This is a genomic window from Ruminiclostridium sufflavum DSM 19573 (genome assembly GCF_003208175.1).
Taxonomy (GTDB): Bacteria; Bacillota; Clostridia; order Acetivibrionales; family DSM-1351; genus Ruminiclostridium; species Ruminiclostridium sufflavum.
Map to the genome: position 1 here is coordinate 227,026 of NZ_QKMR01000004.1, position 21,363 is coordinate 248,388.

At 39.1% G+C, this 21,363-nt stretch carries 18 protein-coding genes; all 18 read left to right on the forward strand.

The genetic code is table 11. The annotated features are described in order from the left end of the window. Positions 1-48 precede the first annotated feature (48 nt). The 18 genes from LY28_RS04900 (at position 49) to rsmI (ending at position 21,309) form a co-directional block, all read left to right on the forward strand. Positions 49-855 carry a polysaccharide deacetylase family protein gene (locus tag LY28_RS04900; RefSeq protein WP_110461060.1) on the forward strand — a complete coding sequence of 269 codons (807 nt, stop codon included), beginning with the start codon at positions 49-51 and terminating at the stop codon, positions 853-855. Between the two features lie 208 nt (positions 856-1,063). After that, positions 1,064-2,635, forward strand: a complete 1,572-nt coding sequence (locus LY28_RS04905) for a response regulator (RefSeq protein ID WP_110461061.1) — start codon at positions 1,064-1,066, stop codon at positions 2,633-2,635. A 23-nt stretch (positions 2,636-2,658) separates the two neighbouring features. Beyond that, on the forward strand, positions 2,659-4,443 hold the full coding sequence (locus LY28_RS04910; protein ID WP_110461062.1) for a sensor histidine kinase: 1,785 nt from the start codon (positions 2,659-2,661) through the stop codon (positions 4,441-4,443). A 45-nt stretch (positions 4,444-4,488) separates the two neighbouring features. After that, positions 4,489-6,072, forward strand: a complete 1,584-nt coding sequence (locus tag LY28_RS04915; RefSeq protein WP_110461063.1) for a response regulator transcription factor — start codon at positions 4,489-4,491, stop codon at positions 6,070-6,072. Between the two features lie 124 nt (positions 6,073-6,196). Then, entirely contained in the window at positions 6,197-7,888 is a 1,692-nt protein-coding gene (locus tag LY28_RS04920) for an ABC transporter substrate-binding protein (protein WP_110461064.1), read from the forward strand. A gap of 162 nt (positions 7,889-8,050) precedes the next feature. After that, positions 8,051-9,034 (forward strand): ABC transporter permease, encoded by a 984-nt coding sequence (locus LY28_RS04925; RefSeq protein WP_110461065.1) that lies wholly within the window; start codon positions 8,051-8,053, stop codon positions 9,032-9,034. 12 nt (positions 9,035-9,046) lie between these two features. Continuing rightward, entirely contained in the window at positions 9,047-9,961 is a 915-nt protein-coding gene (locus LY28_RS04930) for a carbohydrate ABC transporter permease (RefSeq protein ID WP_110461066.1), read from the forward strand. Between the two features lie 390 nt (positions 9,962-10,351). Further along, positions 10,352-13,444: a glycoside hydrolase family 2 TIM barrel-domain containing protein gene (locus LY28_RS04935; RefSeq protein ID WP_110461067.1), complete on the forward strand. Its 3,093-nt coding sequence runs from the start codon at positions 10,352-10,354 to the stop codon at positions 13,442-13,444. A gap of 73 nt (positions 13,445-13,517) precedes the next feature. Continuing rightward, positions 13,518-14,039, forward strand: coding sequence for a nitroreductase (locus LY28_RS04940; RefSeq protein WP_110461068.1), 522 nt, complete (start codon positions 13,518-13,520; stop codon positions 14,037-14,039). 133 nt (positions 14,040-14,172) lie between these two features. After that, the gene (locus LY28_RS04945; RefSeq protein ID WP_110461069.1) at positions 14,173-15,693 is read left to right on the forward strand and encodes an aminotransferase class I/II-fold pyridoxal phosphate-dependent enzyme; all 1,521 of its coding nucleotides are present in this window, start codon (positions 14,173-14,175) and stop codon (positions 15,691-15,693) included. Positions 15,694-15,849: 156 nt separating this feature from the next. Next, positions 15,850-16,470: a dTMP kinase gene (gene tmk, locus LY28_RS04950; RefSeq protein WP_110461070.1), complete on the forward strand. Its 621-nt coding sequence runs from the start codon at positions 15,850-15,852 to the stop codon at positions 16,468-16,470. A 25-nt stretch (positions 16,471-16,495) separates the two neighbouring features. Then, positions 16,496-16,834: a cyclic-di-AMP receptor gene (locus LY28_RS04955; RefSeq protein WP_110461071.1), complete on the forward strand. Its 339-nt coding sequence runs from the start codon at positions 16,496-16,498 to the stop codon at positions 16,832-16,834. 71 nt (positions 16,835-16,905) lie between these two features. Next, entirely contained in the window at positions 16,906-17,322 is a 417-nt protein-coding gene (locus tag LY28_RS04960; RefSeq protein WP_278302769.1) for a YaaR family protein, read from the forward strand. 68 nt (positions 17,323-17,390) lie between these two features. Continuing rightward, entirely contained in the window at positions 17,391-18,377 is a 987-nt protein-coding gene (gene holB, locus LY28_RS04965; protein WP_110461073.1) for a DNA polymerase III subunit delta', read from the forward strand. A gap of 70 nt (positions 18,378-18,447) precedes the next feature. Next, entirely contained in the window at positions 18,448-19,323 is an 876-nt protein-coding gene (locus LY28_RS04970; RefSeq protein WP_110461074.1) for a PSP1 domain-containing protein, read from the forward strand. 115 nt (positions 19,324-19,438) lie between these two features. Continuing rightward, positions 19,439-19,609, forward strand: a complete 171-nt coding sequence (locus LY28_RS04975; RefSeq protein WP_110461075.1) for a DUF362 domain-containing protein — start codon at positions 19,439-19,441, stop codon at positions 19,607-19,609. Between the two features lie 105 nt (positions 19,610-19,714). Beyond that, positions 19,715-20,464 (forward strand): tRNA1(Val) (adenine(37)-N6)-methyltransferase, encoded by a 750-nt coding sequence (locus tag LY28_RS04980; RefSeq protein ID WP_110461076.1) that lies wholly within the window; start codon positions 19,715-19,717, stop codon positions 20,462-20,464. Continuing rightward, positions 20,461-21,309 carry a 16S rRNA (cytidine(1402)-2'-O)-methyltransferase gene (gene rsmI / locus LY28_RS04985; protein ID WP_110461077.1) on the forward strand — a complete coding sequence of 283 codons (849 nt, stop codon included), beginning with the start codon at positions 20,461-20,463 and terminating at the stop codon, positions 21,307-21,309. The genes LY28_RS04980 and rsmI overlap by 4 nt, the downstream gene beginning before the upstream one ends. The last annotated feature ends 54 nt before the right edge of the window (positions 21,310-21,363 follow it).

The window sequence follows — 21,363 nt, forward strand, 5'->3', positions numbered from 1 at the left end:
ATACAAACGGAGCTGCATTCGATAATAAATTTAGGGAGGAATTAGAAAATGAGCTTTGAATTATATTATCCGTTTGGCAAGAAGAAGGCAATGACTTTTAGTTATGATGATGGTCAGATACATGACAGAAGGCTTGTGGGAATCTTTAACAAATACCGCATGAAGGCTACCTTTCATCTGAATTCAGGGACTATCGGGACTGAAGGCTTTATTTCAAGAGAGGAGCTTCCGTCCTTATATGAAGGACACGAGGTATCCTGTCATGGTGTAAGCCATCCTCACCTCACACATTTATCAAAGGAAGAGATTGTCTATGAAATTTGGGAAGACAGGAGATATTTTGAGAGCCTTGTCAAATATCCGGTAAGAGGTATGTCATATCCCTTCGGTGAGTATGACGATATTGTTGTCAAGTCACTGGAGGTACTGGGAATAACGTATTCACGCACAGTAAACACGACAGATTGCTTTTTGCTGCCCGGTAATTTTTTGGAATGGAATCCAACCTGCCATCATAATGATAATATAATGAGTAAGCTTAATTCTTTTAAAAACCAGCCTCATTGGGCAGCTCTGTCATTATTCTATATTTATGGGCATAGCTTTGAATTTCCTATGCAGAATAATTGGGAGCTTATAGAAGAATTTTGCGAAAAAGCCGCATATGACCCTGATGTCTGGTATGCGACAAATATTGAAATAAAGGATTATATATGTGCGATGAGACAGCTGATTTTTAATGTTGATCAGACCTTGGTTTATAATCCCACATGCATTCCGGTTTGGATAGGAGCAGGCCAGAGAATAATTGAAGTGAAATCAGGACTTACAGTAATTCTGGACCAATTGAGTTAAAATAATACCGGTATGCCATAATTATATTTGCTTTAAGGAGGACAAAGCAGGGGCTTTTGACATAAATGTATGTTATACTACAATAAATATATAAATTTAATAATAAATCTAAAAATCTGTTTTTAATTTACAAAAAGTGGTATATGAATCTGTATGGAAGCCGAAATAATTTTAATACACGAAATTAGTATTAGAGGGGTTGGATAGAATGCTCAAGGTACTGCTTGTAGATGATGAGCCATATATGCTCGAGGGACTTAGGGTTATGATTGATTGGAAATCATATGGCTTTAATATATGCGGGGAGGCTTCAAACGGAGAAGATGCTCTGGAAATAATTAAAATGAGTGATCCGGATCTTATAATTACAGACATACGAATGCCTAGAATGGATGGCTTGGAGCTTATCAGAACAGCCTGTGAAAAGCTTCGCTCAACGGCTAAATTTGTTATTCTCAGTGGGTATGATGATTTTAACTATGCAAAACAGGCAATGATGTACAAAATTAAAAATTATCTCTTGAAGCCGCTGGATGATGATGAGCTGAGGGATGTTGTTTCAAAGCTGTCAGCAGAAATAATGCTGGAACGGAGAAAAGCAGAGAACATAAATAAGCAGCTCACCTTTATAGCAAATCAGTGCTTGCAAAGATTAATCAACGGAGAAAATAAGCCGACACTTATTGAAAGAACAAAAATGCTGCTAAACCTTAAAGAAAGATACGAATACAGATGTGTAATGTTGTACATAGACAGCTTGAATGGTTTGGCAAGGAAAACAGGGAAAATGGATACGGAAATAAAGAGAAATAAAGTCATAGAGCTATTGCAGGCTGAGCTTGGCATTGAGTATCAATATAATATTTTTGAGGATAAGGAAGAAAGAATATGCCTGATAATATGTGAAGATATGCCGTTTTATCACCAGCTTGAAGCTTTTTTGACAAGACTCCAGCTGAAGCTGAGGAATATGACAGGGGCTTGCGTATCCTTGGCATACAGTGCTCCTGCAAAGGAGATTGCAGTACTTTCGGAAATGTACAGACAAGCCTTGTTTGCTTTAGATTTTAAATTTTATATGGGAGATAACAGCATTATCGGGTATACAGAGGTGCAAAATGAAAAGCTTTGCTATCAGGTGTATAATCCGGATTTTAGTGACTTGCTGCATCATATACGAATAAACGGCAGTGAAAGCTTAAAGGAGGAGGTACAATCAATTTTTAACTGCTTTTGCGATGCGAAAAGTGCTCCTGAGATTATAGTGGCTTATCTCAATAACTTTTTACTGGAATTAGTAAGGGTAATACATGAATTTGACGGGGTATCCAAGGATACTCTTCAAATGGTGCTGGAATTTGACAATTTTTCAGGGTATCCTTCCCTTGACAGCTTATCGGAAGCCTTTTTGGAAAGATGTATTTATGCTGCAAATTATATAGACAATCTGAAAAAAAGTGATTCTCAATATGTTATTTATGAAATTAAAAATTATATAAACGGGCATTATCATCAGGACATTAAGCTGAAAAAGGTAGCCGCCATGTTTTATATGAATCCCGTATATCTGGGGCAGTTATTTAAGAAGGCTACGGGTATGCAATTTAATGATTATCTGAACTATGTACGTATTGAGGAAGCTAAAAAGCTGCTCAGGCAAACGAATATGAAGGTGGTTGAAATATCGAAGGTTGTCGGCTATAAGGATCCCAAGTATTTTGTGCAGAAATTTAAGGCTACCACAAATACTTCGCCGTCGTCTTTTAAATCATGTAATTAATGTTTCGGGAGAGGGAAAAGAGGATGCTTAATAATAGGAAATTAATTTATAGAGTAAATGATATACCTTTAAAATTTAAATTTTTAATAATATATATTATTTGTCTTCTCATTCCTATAATTATTATTAATGCTTCTTTTGTCAGTAAGTTTTCTAAAATTATACAGGACAGAGAGGAAAGCAATTATAAAATATCTCTGGAAAGAACCAGAGTCGATATTGTTACAATCTTTGACGGCTGTATTGCCACAAGCCACTCGATATTTTCAGACAGAACCTTGTATAATATTCTGGACAGAAGCTTTACAGACGGCGAACAGTACTTTGATATTTATGACAGCCAGCTCAGAAACAGACTGAATGTATACATGTCGGCCTATGATAATATAAGTAATATAGAAATTTATATTGATAATCCGACAATAAGCAGCGGCGGAACATACTATCAGATAGACGAGGCTGTGGAAAGTACCTTGTGGTATAAAAGCCTGTATAGTTCCAAGGGGTCGGTGCTTATAAATACCTATCTGGGATATACGAAAAGCTTGCCCACAAAGCGCATACAATATCTGAGCATTCTTAGGAAGCTGAATTTTTATCCTTCCGGCGATTATGATAAAAGAAAAATACTTAAAGTAGATATAAATATGCAAAAGCTGAACAATATTTTAAAAAGGGAAAAGACCTTCTTTAATTTATATTTATTAGATCCTCAAAATAATATTGTGTGCTCCTCTTCTCCAGCTTATAGCTATGAAAATATAGACAGCTTGCAAAAATACGGCAGCGAAGCTATAAATAAGGACAATATTTTTCTTGAGACCGCTTTAAGCAATTCTTCATATCTGAAGGGATGGAGACTGGTAGGAGTATCAACCTCCCAGAGTGTGCAGAAGTCTGTAATGGAAACACTGAGCTTTGTTTTGCTTCTGGCATTATTAAGTATATTAATTTCCTCTGTTTTTATTTTCATTATGGCTAATTCATATAATTACAGGTTAAAAAAGCTTTCAAAGCATATGAACAAAATTACGGACGGGAAATTTGACCTGATAGAAATAAAAGAGGGAGAGGACGAGATCGGCGGAGTAATAAGAAGCTTTAACCGTATGGCTTCTAAAATAAATTTATTAATAAATGACGTATATAAGCTTGAGCTGCAAAAAAAGGATCTTGAGCTTGAGCGTGTCCGTGCGGAAATTAATTTTTTACAAAGTCAAATGGATCCTCATTTTCTGTTTAATACATTAAATGCAATACTCGTTGTAAGTACAAAAAACGGATATACTGATATTATTGATATCCTTAAATATCTTTCAAAAACTTTAAGAAGGCTGCTGAGCTGGAAGGATGATTTAGTCACAGTCAGGGAAGAAATTTCATTTACTGAAATGTATCTGAAAATTGAAAAATTCAGATTCGGTGATAAAATCGAGTATTCCATTGACATAGACGATAGCCTTATGGAATTCAAGCTGCCCAAAATGAGCCTGCAGCCTTTAGTTGAAAATGCATGCAAGCATGGAATTCAAGCAATTGCGGGAATAGGAACAGTAAGAATCAGTGCCGGGGCTGATGAAAAGGAGCTCAGAATTTGTGTTGAGGATAATGGAACCGGTATGGAAGAAGACAAGCTTGCTGAGTTGATTCGCAATATTACCAGTAATGAAGAGCTAAGTTCAAATATAGGCCTTAGAAATGTATACAGAAGGCTGAGACTATACTATGGAGGCACAATTTCCTTTAAAATTGAAAGTGAGAAGGATACCGGCACAAAGGTTTGGTTTACTATACCCTGCCAGAAGTAGGCCATAATATAGAGAATAAAATTATTTGAGATTTTGGAGGGCTTAATGTTCAAGGTTTTAATTGTAGATGATGAACCGATGGCTATTGAAGCAATAAAATTAGCCGCTGATTGGGATAAACTGGGGTTGTCTGTATGCGGAGAATGCACCAACGGAAAAGAAGCACTGAGGCTGGCTGAGGAAATCAGACCGGATTTGATAATAACTGATGCGGATATGCCTGTAATGAATGGTATTGAGCTTGTTAAACGAGTTGCGGAAGATATTGACCCCGATATTAAGTTTATCTTAATAAGCGGTCATGAGCGGTTTGAGTATGTAAAGAGTGCCATGCGGCTGGGTGTTCAGCATTATATTCTGAAGCCTGTTTTTAAGGAGGAGTTCACAGAAGTGCTGCTTCAGCTATTGCCCGGTATTGAGCAGAGCAAGAAATTAAAAAACATTTATTCTGCAAGTGCTGAGGTTGATGTGGGTATTTTATTCGAGAGATATTTGTCGGGGAAAGCCGGTGAGGCTGAAATTAGGACCGCATTGGGCAGCAAGCTTCTGGACAGGGATACTGCATGGGCATTTGCCAGCCTTGATACTATTCACAATTACGATATGCATGAATTTGACAAGGATGAATACGTTGGCTTTAAAATTATTGATAAAATTAAAGGTTCTCTGATATCAAAGGGTATGAAGGATATATTCATATACCCTGTATTTGTTAATAAAGGAATCAGCGGGTTCGTTTTGTGCAGCAACGGAGAAGCTTCGATTTATGAAATATCACAGACACTTTGTGCTTTATTGAAGGAAATATATAATAACGGTTTTTATTTATCCGTTGGGAATCCGGTTGAGGAAATTTCACAGCTCCGAAATTCAATGAAGGAAGCAGAAAAGACAATGTGCTACCGCTTTTACAGCACACCCGGAAGTATTCTTCAATACAGGGATTACACCGAAAGAGAACCGGGCGGCAGCTTTGAAAATATAGCATATATGGAGGAACTCCAGAATGCCTTTGAAAATATAGATATAGACAGGATATTAAAAGCGATAGACTCAATTTTCAAGGTGTTTAAGGAGGAGCATATAGCCGGTGAAATGATTGAAATGTATTTAAACAGCATTATTTATAAAAGTCTGTCCATTTTAACCGCAATGGGAGAAGGCATAGAGAGCATACCTTTTATCAGTGATGCAGGTCTGCTTTTCAGCACAGGGAAAACAATAAATGAAACAGAGGAGCAAATAAAAAAGTATTGCATTGATTTCTGCAAGCATGCCCAGGAAATAAAAAGCAGATACAAAATGGCAGATATGCTGAAAGTAGAAGAATATATAAATGAAAATTTCAGAAGAAGTATTACAATTAAAGAAATCTCAAGCAAGCTATACATCCATCCCACATATTTAGGAAGTCAAATCAGCAAATGGTTTGGCTGCAGCTTCAATGATTATCTTCACAGCCTTAGAATGAAGGAAGCAGGAAGGCTTATTAAGTGTACAAATCAAACGGTGCACGATATTGCCGAAAATCTCGGATATACCTCATATGGCAGCTTCCTTGAACAATTTACCAAGGCATATTCAATGAAACCAAGTGAATACAGAAGCAAATTCAAGGCTAACACCTAAACTTTTTAGGTAGTAAATCTGTATTTTTACAAATTGAGAAAATCCTAACTTTGAACGATAATATAGGTACAGCATTATTTATCTGTTCTAATGCTGATCATAGATATTATAAGGAGGAAAACAAATGTTAGGAAAAAAAAGGCTTGTAAGTTTGTGTTTAGCACTGGCAATGATGGGTTCTGTTATGGCTGGCTGCGGCGGAGCTTCTGAATCAAAAGACAGCGGCACTGCGCCTACAACAACAGCAGATTCAAAAGATGCTGCACTTGATCCAATCGAAATAAGCTTTTTCATCTCTGACCCAGGTCAAGCACCGACAGCGGACAATAAGATTTACAAGTTGATAAAGGAAAAGCTGGGCGTTACATGCAAGTTTGAATTTCTTGTAGGCGACAAGGACCAGAAAATAGGTGTCATGGTTGCCGGCGGTGACTATCCGGATGTGGTTTTCGTTGATACCTTTACTAATCCTAAGTTTACAGGAGCAGGAGCACTGATACCTCTCGAGGATTTAATCGCAAAGAATGCTCCGAATCTTCAAAAACACTATGAACCATATAAAAATAAGGTTAAGGACTCAAATGACGGACATTTTTATGTAATGCCTGATTACGGCGTATATTATAATGATTATCAGACAAACATATGGCAGGGAGCTGCGTTCTGGATACAGAAGGCTGTATTGGCAGATGCAGGATATCCTCAGGTTAAGACATTAGACCAGTATTTTGATTTGATTGAAAAATATCAGGCAAAGTATCCAGAAATTGACGGACAGAAAACAATAGGCTTTGAAGTTCTTTCTGACGGATGGAGAGATTTCTGCTTGAAGAATCCTCCCGAGCATTTGATAGGACATCCAAATGACGGGCAGGTAGTTGTTGATCCCGATACCAACGTGGCTGAATTCTTCTGGGATAAGGACTACGCAAAAACATACTACAAAAAGCTTAATGATATGTACAACAAGGGCTTAATAGACCCTGAGACCTTTACAATGAATTATGACCAGTACATGGCAAAATTATCAAGCGGCAGAGTACTCGGTACATTTGACCAGTTCTGGAATTTCAGCAATGCGGATTTGACACTCAAGCAGCAGAACAAAATTGAGAGAACATGGGCACCATGTGCTATAACACTGGACGAGAGCATACAGCCTTACTATCAGGACAGAAATGTATTAAATGTAAATACCGGATTTGCTATAACCACCAGCTGTGAGAATCCTGAAAGAGTTATCAAATTCTTTGATACCTTGGTAACTGAGGAATGGCAGAGAATACTTGGCTGGGGTATTGAAGGAGAAGATTATTCCGTGGATTCAAACGGAGAATTCGTCAGAACTCCTGAACAGCGTAAAAACTATGATGACCAGTCCTGGAGACTTCAGAACATGGCGTATACCTTATGGTATTATGCACCTAAGATGGAAGGCTCCTTCGCAGACGGAAATGCTTGTACTCCGGGCTTCCAGCCAAAAGAATTCTACGCATCCTTATCAGATTATGATAAGAATTTCTTGAAGCAATACGGCTATGAGACTTGGACACAATTCCTGAATGAAGCTCCTGAAAACAGAATATCTTATCCGGCATGGGGAATAGATTTGGTTGACGGTTCGGCTGCAAGTATGGCTAACACCAAGATAGGCGAGGTCGGAACTAAGTTCCTGCCAAAGGCAATTCTTTCTAAGCCTGCTGATTTTGACAAGGTTTGGGATGAATATGTTACTGAGCTGCACAAGTGTGATATTCAGGCTTATCTGGACAGAATGAATGACCAGCTTAAGTGGAGAGCAGAGAACTGGAAGTAATCTTTATTGACTAAAGTCAATTACGGTACTATCCCCGATGAAATCGGTTTTTATCCGGTAGTAATTGACTTTTAATAAAAATAATTCACCGGGGCATATGGGAATATGCTCCGGTGAAAATAAACTACAAGAAGTTTATTTTCTGATTGACTGGAGGGCAGTATGGCAAATAATATATCCGCTTTAAATAACAACAAAAGTCCAAGCGCGCAAGTACAATTACAAGCATCCTTAAAAACCAGCAAGTGGAGTTTGTTAAAGAATCAGAAACAGCTGGTTTTCATGTCTGTGCCCTTGCTTATATACATATTGCTGTTTTCTTATGCACCGATCTGGGGCTGGCTTATGGCTTTTCAGAATTACAAGCCTGCAAAATCATTTTTTAACCAGAAGTGGGTTGGTCTTCAGCAATTTGAGTACTTATTTAAGGATGAAGCATTTATACGGGATTTTGTAAATACGCTGTGCATGAGTGTTATTAATCTTGTGCTTAGCTTTGTAACAGCAATAATATTGGCATTGCTGTTGAATGAAATAAAAAATATGTTTTTCAAAAGAACAATTCAGACTATATCTTATTTACCGCATTTTTTATCATGGATAATCGTATGCGGAATTGTGTCAACATGTTTGTCTACAGAAGGCGGTATTGTAAATGAAGTTCTGATGGCCTTGGGAATTATTGATTCTCCTGTTTTATGGCTGAGCGAGGGGAAATATTTCTGGGGTATAGTCGGAGCCGCCAATGTTTGGAAAGAGTTGGGATGGAATACCATTATTTATATAGCGGCAATAGCCTCTATAGATCCGGCCCAGTATGAAGCTGCTGAAATGGATGGTGCGGGAAGATTCAGAAAGATGTGGAATGTTACTCTTCCGGGAATCAAGTCTACGATAATTATATTACTTATTATGAACATAGGACGTGTAATGGATGCCGGCTTTGAGATTCAATACATACTTGGCAACGGCTTGGTATCTGACTGGTCAGAAACAATTGATATTTATGTTTTGAAATACGGTATCAAGCAATTTAATTATTCATTAGCCACAGCGGCAGGAATTATAAGAAGTGTAATCAGTATAGTGTTATTGTTTGCAGCTAATTTTGTAGCTAAAAAACTGGGTGAAGAAAGGCTTATATAGGGTGGTGCTACTATGAATATAAAACGAAAACAATTAAAGATAGAAGATGTATTATTCAATACCTTTAATGCTGCTTTCATGCTGGTATTGGCAATAGTTACACTTTATCCTTTTATTAATACAATAGCGGTGTCTTTTAATGATGGTCTTGATACAATCAGAGGCGGAATTTATCTCTGGCCGAGAATCTTTTCCCTGCAGAATTACAAGGCGGTTTTTTTCTCGGGTACTGTTTATAATGCATTTTTTGTTTCGATAGCAAGAACAGTTTTATCAACGGTGCTGAATTTATTCCTGACGACGATGCTGTCATATACCTTGAGCCGGAAGGAATATGTTTTAAGAAAGCCTATAACTATTATATGTGTTCTTACTATGTATTTCAACGCAGGACTTATACCTAATTACTTTTTGATAAAGGGTCTTGGGCTGCTGAATAATTTCTGGGTATATGTAATTCCTACCCTGATTTCCGCTTTTAACATGGTTGTTATCAGGACTTATATCTGCAGTATCCCTGAAAGCCTGATTGAATCCGCAAGGATAGACGGCGCAGGAGATTTCAGGATATTCCTCAAGGTAATCTTTCCTCTGTGCAAGCCATGTCTTGCAACAATAGCATTGTTTGTAGCTGTTGGTTCGTGGAACGCATGGTTTGATACATTTATATACTGCTCCTCCAAGCAGGAGCTGAGTACTTTGCAGTATGAATTAATGAAATTGCTTTCCTCTACTTCAAATGCAAATGCAAATCCGGCTATGGCAGCGGGTGTAGGTGCAAATTCCCAGGCCTCCTCGAGCTTGGTTACTCCGCTCTCTATCAGAGCCGCCATAACTATCGTCGCTGCAATGCCTATAATTGTGGTATACCCGTTCCTCCAGAAGTATTTTATTGTTGGACTGAATGTAGGCAGCGTCAAAGAATAAATTTATATAGGAGAAGCTGCTTTGAGTAAAAGGTACAAATTTCTTTTCGTATGCAGTGAATTTACATTAAGTAAAAGGCAATAGACTTTAACTAAAAAATAATAATGAGCAAATAACCCTAATTGTTTAAGCAAATAGGGTTATTTTTTTTAGCAAATGAGGTATTATTGATTTAACAATAGAGAATACTCGTAAATACCGTACAAACATGGTGAGCTTTCACATTAGAGCGCACAGGAAAAGCTTGCTTTTTTGCAAAAGGATGATTTTTGAATAGTATTGAAAAAATGTAAAAAATATTATAATATTGGAAATAATTAATAAAAAAAGGAGGTTAGTACGATAGTAGAAAAGTTCTTTGAAAATCCAAATATACTTCATGTAAATACTATGAAAAACAGGGCGTATTTCATACCGTATCCTGCTGTTGACAAGGCTTTATCGGGAGACAGGGAATGTTCCGGGTATTTTCAATTATTAAACGGTTATTGGAATTTTGAATACTTCAACAGCATTTATGATGTTACGGGCAAGTTCTGCGAACCCGGATATGATGCCTCCGGATTAAAAAAGATTCCTGTACCGGGAGCATGGCAAAATTACGGGTATGATAAGCATCAGTATACCAATATGAAGTATCCGTTTCCATATGACCCTCCATACGTACCGGCGGATAATCCGTGCGGGGCATACGTCAGACAATTTGAAATTAACGGAAGCTCGAATAATATGAGAAAGTATTTGAATTTTGAGGGCGTGGATTCCTGCTTCTATTTATGGATAAACGGTCAGTTTATAGGCTACAGCCAAGTGTCCCATGCCACAAGTGAGTTTGACATAACCGATTTTGTGCATGAAGGCATGAACACTATAGCAGTACTGGTTTTAAAGTGGTGTGACGGAAGCTATTTTGAAGATCAGGACAAATTCAGGATGTCCGGGATTTTCAGGGATGTTTATATATTATACAGGCCGGAGGAGCATATACGGGATTTTTTTATAAAAACTATTCTAAAGAAGGATTATAAACAGGCAGAGATATTAGTTGAGCTTGAATTTCTGAAAAATCCGATAGCTGTTGAGTATTCACTCTTTGATGCTGATGGGCGGAAGGTAATAGAAAAAGGGCGGGCTAAAGAAAAGCTTATAAGCTTTACAATCAATAATCCCCGGCTGTGGAACGCCGAAAATCCGAATCTGTATACGCTGGTTTTAAGTACAGATAATGAGGCTATTTCTACAAGGCTGGGAGTCAGAGAGATTAAAATCAGGGACAGGGTAGTATATTTAAACGGAGCAAGAGTTAAATTTAAGGGAGTAAACCGGCATGACAGCAGTCCTGTAACAGGGCCGGCCGTAACATATGAGGATATGCTTCTGGACTTAATGATAATGAAGCAGCACAATATAAATGCAATCCGTACCAGCCATTATCCCAACTCACCTGTTTTTCTTGAATTCTGTGATAAATACGGCTTTTATGTAATAGATGAGGCCGACATAGAGACACATGGGACTACTACAATATATGTTGAAACAAAGGATGGCAGCGAATATCCACTGTTAGCCCACAATCCGCTGTATGAAGATACAATTCTGGACAGGGTGCAAAGATGCGTTGTAAGGGACAAAAACCGTCCTTGTGTGCTTATATGGTCATTAGGAAATGAATCCGGCTATGGAAGAAATTTTGAGAATGCCCTTAAATGGCTTAAAAATTATGATGCCGACAGGCTTACACACTATGAAAGCGCCTTGTATCCGCCTAATGGGTATGCTTGTGACTACAGCAATTTAGATCTTTACAGCCGTATGTATGCCTCCTGTGAGGATATAGTCAACTACTTTGAGGGAGGAAATTGGGACAAGCCCTTCATTCAGTGTGAATTTGTTCATGCAATGGGTAATGGCCCCGGAGATATTGAGGAGTACTATGAGCTGATTGAAAAGTATGATGGCTTTTGCGGAGGTTTCGTCTGGGAATGGTGTGACCATGCTATTTTTATGGGGAAAAATGAGCGGGGCAGGGAAAAGTTTTATTATGGCGGTGATTTCGGAGAGTTTCCCAATGATGGGAATTTTTGCATAGACGGGCTTGTTTACCCCGACAGAAGACCGTATACGGGGCTATTGGAATATAAGAATGTTATAAGACCTGTGCGGATAATTAAAGCCAATTTAAAAGAAGGAAAGGTTACCATAAAGAATATGCTGGACTTCTATAATTTGAAGGATTATCTGTATATAAACTATCATGTTACCAAGAACGGACAGCTGGTATATGAGGGAACGGTGGAAGACAGTGATGTCCTGAACGTAAAGCCTCACGGCGAAAAGGTGATTTATCTGACCTTAGAACAAATAAATGAAGGAAATTGCTATGTCAAATTTAATTATATACAGAAGAATGATATGGAATTTACAAAGAAAGGCCATGTGCTTGGTTTTGACCAAATCGAAGTGTCAATAGAAAAAAAATATGACACAGAAAGTAAAATTGATTCTATAATTAAAAGGGATATGCTGAACCGCATCGGCATAGAAGCTGAGCTTGCGGATTTCTCAAATAATACAGGCGGCTTTGACTCCGGAACTCAGGAGGAGGAAAAGAGAATAAGTACAATAAATACAAGAGAAAGTGACCGCAGCCTGATTGTTGCAGGACAAAACTTTAAGTATACCTATAACAAGAATACGGGCGCATTTGACCAGATGGTTTATAACAATGAGGTCATATTGGCCAAGCCGATGAACTATAATATCTGGAGAGCGCCCACGGACAATGATAAGGTTATGTGCAGAAAATGGAAGGAATGCGGATACGACAGAACTATATCAAGAGCATATTCAACTAATGTAACACAGCTGGGAAGCAGTATAAGAATTGTAAGTGAAATATCAGTATCTGCCGTTCATATACAAAGGATATTGAACATCAGTGCCCAGTGGCTTGTTGGTGACACCGGAACAGTGGCTTTCAATATTCAGGTTGAGAAGAATATGGAAATGCCATTTCTTCCAAGGTTTGGACTCAGGCTCTTTCTGCCGGGAGAAATCAATAATGTTGAATACTTTGGCTACGGACCCTATGAAAGCTATGCAGATAAGCACAGGGCATCCTATCTGGGTGAGTTCAGGGCAAAGGTCAAGGAGCTGCATGAGGACTACATCAGGCCTCAGGAAAACGGAAGCCATTGGAGCTGTCATTATATAAAGCTGCTTTCGGAGGAGGGCGTTGGCTTGGCAGCTACAAATAATGAAACCTTCTGCTTTAATGCCTCGCACTATACACAGGAGGAGCTTGAAGCCAAAAAGCACAATTTTGAACTTGAGGAAAGCGGCTATACGGTTCTCTGCCTTGACTATACTCAGAGCGGAATAGGGTCTAACAGCTGCGGGCCCGAGCTTTCAAAAAAGTACAGGTTTGATGCCCAGAGATTTGAATTCAACATGACATTTAAGCCTATTGTAAAACAGATTTAAAAAAAGTAAGGAAGCATAACGCATATATTTTTATTTGCTGATTTTTGCCGGAAATCCGGCGGGGAGGTTAATTATGAATGAAACATTGAAGGCTTTGAAGGAAAGAAGAAGTATCAGAAGATATAAGGATGAACAGATAACAGAGGAACAGCTGAATCAGATATTGGAAGCCGGTGAATATGCACCGAGCGGCATGGGCTCCCAATCGGCAATAATGGTAGTTGTCCAGAAAGAGGAGGTAATTCAAAGGCTCTCAAAGTTAAATGCAGCATATACAGGGGCGCCGGATTCAGATCCGTTTTATGGTGCGCCTACCGTAATTGTTGTATTGGCTGACAGTGACAGAGTAACATATCTGGAGGACGGAAGTCTGGTATTGGGCAATCTTATGAATGCTGCCTATGCCGTAGGAGTGAGCTCCTGCTGGATTCACAGGGCAAGGGAAATGTTCATGACCGAAAAAGGAAAGGCTCTTTTAAAGGAATGGGGAATTAAAGACAGCTATGTTGGAATAGGCAATTGCATACTGGGCTACTATGACTCTGAGTATCCTGCCGCAAGGCCCAGAAAAGAGGGCCGTATTATAAGAGTATGACGGCTGCTTTTATTTATAGTCCTCAAACAGATATAATTGTGCGCTTAAAGGTAATATGTTACACTGATAGAAGAAAACAACGGATGAAAATAGATGGATTAGCCAATTTAATGAAAAATACAGGTATCCGACGATGAACACCTACAACACCCCAATATACAACTACCTGAGGGAATACGCGGAACAGGACATGAATATATTTCACATGCCGGGGCACAAGCTCTCGAAAGGAATACCGCAGGAGCTGGCAAGGGACATATTGAGACTTGATGTGACCGAAGTTGAGGGAACAGACAACCTTCACTATCCGGAGGGAATTATAAAAGAAGCTGAGGAACTGGCTGCCGCCGCTTTTGGAGCAGACAGGACATTTTTTCTTGTAAATGGTTCCACTTGCGGTATTCAGGCGGCAATCATGAGTGCCTGCTCCAGAGGGCAGAAAATCATTGTGGGGAGAGATTCACACAAGTCTGTGGCGGCAGGTCTTATACTATCCGGTGCAGAGCCGGTTTTTGCATACCCTGAATACAATTGTGAATTTGGAATTGCCGGGGCAATAACTTCAAAAAGTATAGAAAAGTTATTGCAGGAGCATCCTGATGCGGCGGCGGTACTGGTAACAAGGCCCAACTATTACGGAATATGCAGTGATATTGAGAAGATAGCCTGTGCGGTTCACGCCCATAATAAGCTGTTGATTGTGGATGAGGCTCATGGAGCACATTTTGCCTTTAATCGCAGACTGCCTTCGCCTGCATTGCAGTATGGCGCGGATATATGCATTCAAAGTGCCCATAAAACCCTTCCGGCAGTGACACAGGGAGCCTATTTGCACATAAAAGGAAGCAGAGCTGATGCTGAAAGGCTGAAATTTAATTTAAGTATGCTTCAAACCTCAAGTCCGTCATATATTATAATGTCATACCTTGATATCGCCAGAGAATTGATGGTGACAGAAGGGGCATCAAAGCTGGAGGCCTTGATAAGCGAAATTGAATTGTTCAGCAGGGAGCTGCGGGAGTATCCCGAATATAGAATTTTATCAAATAGTATGTCTGAGAGCAATTTTAAAGGGGAAACAACATGCGGGTCAGCATTCCTGCAAAATTTGAATGAAAAAGCAGCTCATGATCCCACCAGGCTGGTTATAAATATAAGAAAGCTTGGAATAAGCGGCTATTATGCGGAGAAGCTATTAAGAGAGCGCTTTAAAACACAGGTGGAAATGGCTGATTATGAAAATCTGGTATTTATTACAACGATAGCTGACAGCCCTGACACATTCTCAAGCTTGCTTGCAGCTTTGAAGGGGCTTCGGGGATTAGCCTTCAGGGGAGAACTGCAAGGGTTAAACCTACAGCAGAGTATAATTGAAAAATATTATGAGGAATTGCAGACAAGTGCCTTTGAAAAGGCAAAAGCGGGAAGCTTGCCTTATGAGGCATATATGGCGCAGAAGAAAGCGATACCTTTGAAGGAAAGCTGCGGGAGAATATGTGCAGATGTGATAACTCCATATCCGCCCGGAATACCGGTTTTATATCCCGGGGAAATTATTGAAAAATACCATATACGGTATATATCCGCTGTTATTGAGGGCAGCGGTAAGGTAAACGGCATTAGCTACAATAGATATATCCAAGTTATAAAATAATATGTTATAATTTTATATAGGAATATAATTATTTTATTGTGCAAGGATATTTGAACATAAGGACTAATTGTACAAAGGCTTGAAGCCTCGATTGACTTGATATTATTTAAAATGAATTATTTAAACCGCATGTAATCCGGCTGGAGGAAAATACAAATGAAAAATGGCAAATTTATAACTTTTGAAGGCACAGACGGCTCGGGAAAAACCACCCAAATAAAGCTGCTGGAAGGGTATGTGAGAGAAAAGGGATATGAAGTAGTTCTGTCACGTGAACCCGGAGGCACAAAAGTCAGCGAGTCGATTAGAGACATAATCCTTGATCCTTCAAACACAGATATTACTCCGTTGACTGAAATGATAATGTATGCGGCATCAAGGGCGCAGCATGTTGCACAGGTAATCCGGCCGGCGGTGGAAGCCGGAAAAGTAGTAATTTGTGATAGATTTGTTGATTCCAGCTATGCGTATCAGGGAAGCGGAAGAGGAGTCGATCTCAGGATAATAGCAGATGTCAACAGAGTGGCTATAGATGGAATGAGCCCGGATATGACATTTTTTCTTGATATAGCTCCTGAGACGGCAATAAAAAGAAGAATAAATGCATCCGGGGCTGATAGAATAGAGCAGGAAAAGATAGACTTTCACAGACGTGTATATGAGGGCTATAAAAAAATGGCATTACTTTTTCCGGAAAGAATCAGGGCAATTGATGCCAATAAATCGATAAGTGAGATTTCTTCTCAAATAATCGAGTGTCTGAATGAACTTCTATAAAATATTTATTAAGGGGGCATGCTTTATGAAACTGGTTTTTGCAGTTGTTCATGATGAGGACGGCCGTAAAGTAATGGATGAACTTAATAAGAGTGGCTTTGGGGTCACGAAGATGTGCTCTTCGGGAGGCTTCCTGAAGGCAGGGAATACAACTTTACTGGTTGGTGTGGAGGAAGAAAAGCTGGATGAGGTAGTTGCTATCATTGAGAAAAAATCAAAAAGCAGAAAGCAGGTTATTAACACACCGGCTACACCTGGCGGACTTGATGCCATGAGTGGAATGTATATGCCGTATCCGGTTGAGGTAGTTGTTGGAGGGGCGACTATATTTGTAGTCGATGTAGAGAGATTTTATAAAATATAAATTATTATTAAATATGCACTTTGGGGAGTGAGTAAGCCATAAAAATTCAGGATGCATCTAACAATTCCAGAATTAAGACCTTTCCTGAGAGAGATGAAAGGGCTGTCAGAAATGAAAGAGATATTAATTTTGCATCTCAGCTGAGAAGGCTGGAAACTGTAAATTATGAGGAAAGAATAAGGACACTTGCCGATAAGATACAGAGTCAGGGTAAGAAGCTGGGGAAAAAAGCGGATATACGTGACTTGAAAATTTACAAGCAGTTAATATCCGAATTTCTTGATGAGGCAGTTGCTCACTCTCACAGCTTTTCAAAAAAAAGCTTTTTGGATAGACGGGGAAGGCACAGGGTGTATGCTATTATCAATAAGATAAATGAAGAGCTGATTGAGCTTACAAATGAGGTGCTTAAAGCAGAGCAGGATAATATCAGCATATTAAAAAAGCTGGATGATATCAGGGGGTTAATTCTGGATTTGTTCTTATAGGATATGCCTTCTAAGTCGTAAGACAGCTCTTGGAGAGGGATACCGTAGGCGGGAGGTTGAAGCTTATAATGTTAGGGCACCAAAAGGTGTTGAAAACCTTAAGGGCAGCGATAAAAAACAATAATGTAAGTCATGCATATATATTTGAAGGAGCGAATGGCATCGGAAAAAGAGAGACTGCTTTGGCGTTTTCTTCTGTGCTTATGTGTGAAGCTGAAGACGGACCTTGCGGAAAGTGCAAAGCCTGCCTGTTATTTCAGCAGGGCTCTCATCCGGATTTTCAGGAAATATATGCAGAGGATGACAAAAGCATTAGTGTTGAAAACATCAGAAACTTACTGAAGGGGCTTGTAATAAGACCGTTATATTCGGAATATAAAATATTTCTAATAAACAATGCGGACAAAATGACTGTGCAGGCTCAGAATGCGCTGCTCAAGTCACTTGAAGAGCCTCCGCCTTACGTGGTGTTTATACTTGCAGTACAGTCCTCGGCAGCTATGACGCCTACTATTCGTTCCAGATGCCGGAGAATTTTCTTTAATAAATTAACTTATGAAGAAATTATGGGTATCCTCAAAGAGAAATATGGAAATAGTAAGCCTGAGTGGGATTTTATAGTGCCATATTCAGACGGTGTAATTGGTACTGCAATAGGTTTATTGGATTCACCGCATTATCTGGAAATACGGGATGAGGTTTTGGATAAGGTGGTGCAGCTGTTGAATTCGCAGGATTTGGATTTGTTTTCGCTGTATGGGCTTTTTGAAAAAAATGATGACAAGATAGATTTTATATTGCGTGTAATGCTGCTGTTTTTCAGGGATATGCTGGTATACAGGCAAACAGGTGATTTTAGGATATTGATTAATTCAGATAAAAAAGATATGATTATTAAGAATACCGGTATAAAAGTATCCGGCATAATGAAGTGTATAAGTGCTGTCTGGAGTGCAAAAAAGAGCTTAGAGGTAAATGCGAACTTTCAGCTTGCAATTGAAGTAATGCTGATGAAAATTCAGCAGAATTCGTCAAAGCAAAGCGTTGTTTCATAAGCGAGGTGCTGCGGCTCTGGATTGAGCTTCGTTATTACATATGCGTTTTAATAAGAAAGGAATCATATAAATGGTAAATGTAGTAGGCGTTAGGTTTAAAAATGCGGGAAAAATTTATTATTTTGATCCCGGCGAGCTTTTGATTGATTTAAACCGGAATGTAATTGTAGAAACGGCAAGAGGCATTGAATACGGACTTGTAGTTGTTCCGAACAGAGAGGTTGATGAGTCCGAGATAGTAGCGCCTCTTAAAAAAGTAATACGGATAGCCACTGAAGAGGATGCTGCTCACGCGCAGGAGAATGACAGAAAAGAAAAGGAAGCATACAATATTTGCCTTCAAAAAATAAATGACCATAAGCTTGATATGAAGCTTATAGATGTGGAATATACCTTTGACAACAACAAAGTATTATTTTATTTCACAGCTGACGGAAGAGTTGATTTCAGAGAGCTTGTAAAGGATTTGGCTGCGGTTTTTAAAACAAGGATTGAATTAAGGCAGATTGGTGTAAGAGATGAATCAAAGATGATGGGCGGAATGGGAATATGCGGCAGAGTTCTTTGCTGCAACTCATTTTTGGGTGAGTTCCAGCCTGTTTCCATAAAAATGGCGAAGGAACAATCTCTTTCTTTGAATCCGACAAAGATATCAGGTACCTGCGGGAGGCTTATGTGCTGTCTGAAATATGAGCAGGAGGCATATGAAGACCTTTTGGGAAGAGTTCCAAAGACAGGTGCCATAGTAGACACTCCCGAGGGACATGGAACGGTTGTTGGAGTTAATTTGCTGAGAGAGGTTCTCAAGATAAAGCTTGATGAGGGAAATGACAATGAGCTCAGAGTATATAATTTCAAGGATGGTGAAGTAAAGGTTATAAAGGATGCGGCTGCCACAGATGATGCCGATATTGACTTGGAGGCTCTCAAACAGCTTGAGGATTAAATCTTTAAATTTAAATAAATTACGTTGTCAATAATAAAAAATGATGTTAAAATAATAGCGAATAGCATGACAATTAGAGATTGCTTTTTTCTTAATTCTTAGGAGGTGTATTTTAATGGCATATTTTATAACTGATGCATGTATCAGCTGCGGAGCTTGTGAATCTGAATGTCCAGTATCCTGTATAGCTGCAGGAGACAGCGCATATGTAATAGATGCAGACACTTGCATTGAGTGCGGTGCATGTGCAAATGTCTGTCCAGTTGATGCTCCGGAACAAAAGTAATATTTTCAGGCAATGAAGGTCAGATAAGGGGATAACCTTTATTTGGCCTTTTTTTCAGCAGATATAATTTAAACCATAAAATGCAACAGGTCAAGAGGTGCCGCATTGGTTGAGATAAATGAGAAGGAACGAATAGATGATTTGCAGCTTAAAGGATTGAGACTGATCCAGAATACAGAAACCTTTTGCTTTGGAGTGGATGCAGTTTTATTATCTGATTTTGCAGATGTTAAAAAGGATTGCAGAGTACTTGACATTGGAACGGGTACAGGAATAATTCCCGTACTATTGGCAGGCAAAACACAGGCAAAAGCAATTGCAGGTCTTGAGATACAGGGGAATATGGCTGAAATGGCAAATCGCAGTGTTATTTTGAATGGACTTGAAGACAGAGTTCAAATAATACATGGAGACATAAAAAGATATAGTGAATATTTCAGCAAATCCAGCTTTGAGCTGGTAGTGTCAAATCCTCCTTATACAAATAAGGGCTGCGGCCTTGTAAATCCACATGACAGCAAGGCTGTTTCAAGGCATGAGATTCTTTGCAGTCTGGAGGATGTTGTAAGCTCAGCCGCAGCATTGTTAGTGTCGGGCGGACAGCTGGCAATGGTTCATAGACCGGAAAGACTGGCAGATATAATATGCAGTATGAGAAATAACGGAATAGAGCCTAAATATCTGAGATTTGTACATCCAAAGCCCTATAAAAAGCCAAATATGATATTGATAAAGGGAAACAGGGGAGGAAAGCCCGAGCTAAAGGTTCAGGAGCCTCTGTATGTATATAATCAGGATGGAACATATTCAGATGAAATAAACAAAATATATGGCAGAGAGGTAACAGAAAATTGAGTGAAAAGGGTACTCTTTATCTTGTGGCTACTCCGATAGGAAATCTTCAGGATATAACCTTCAGAGCGGTAAATACGCTTAAAGAGGTGGATATAATTGCTGCTGAGGACACAAGGCAGTCGATAAAGCTTCTTAATCATTTTGAAATAAAGAAACCGTTAATCAGCTATCATGAGCATAATAAGAATACAAAAGGGAATTATTTAATTGAGCAGCTTCTGACAGGGGAGAATATTGCCCTGGTTTCAGATGCCGGAAGCCCTGGAATATCCGATCCCGGAGAGGATTTGGTAAGGCTTGCAATAGAAAACAATATCAAGGTAACAATGATTCCGGGGCCGGTTGCCGCTATGACAGGCTTGGTAATTTCCGGCCTGCCGGCAGGACAATTTGTTTTTGAAGGATTTCTGCCCATGAATAAAAGAGTTAGGCAGGAGCATCTGAGAAGATTGGAGAACGAAACCCGTACTATTATTTTTTATGAGGCACCCCATAAGCTTGCATATACCTTGAAGGATATATATAATGCCCTTGGAGACAGAAGGATAGCGCTTGCAAGAGAGCTTACGAAGATACATGAGGAGGTTGTAAGATGCAGTATCGGGGAGGCTATGGAAAAATATAAGACTGAACCGCCAAAGGGTGAGTTTGTACTTATAGTGGAGGGACAAAAGCAGGATGTGCTTAAAGACAGTGCCAGAGAAAAGTATTCCGAAATAAGCATTGAAGAGCATGTTCAGACATATGTCAAGGAAGGAATGACAAAAAAAGAGGCTGTAAAAAAGGCGGCAGAGGATAGAGGCATAAGTAAAAGAGATGTGTATAATGCTGTCATGAAAAAATAACAGGGGACGCTAAATAAAGGAAGGTTAACCTGAGGTCTTTTTATATAAAAATAA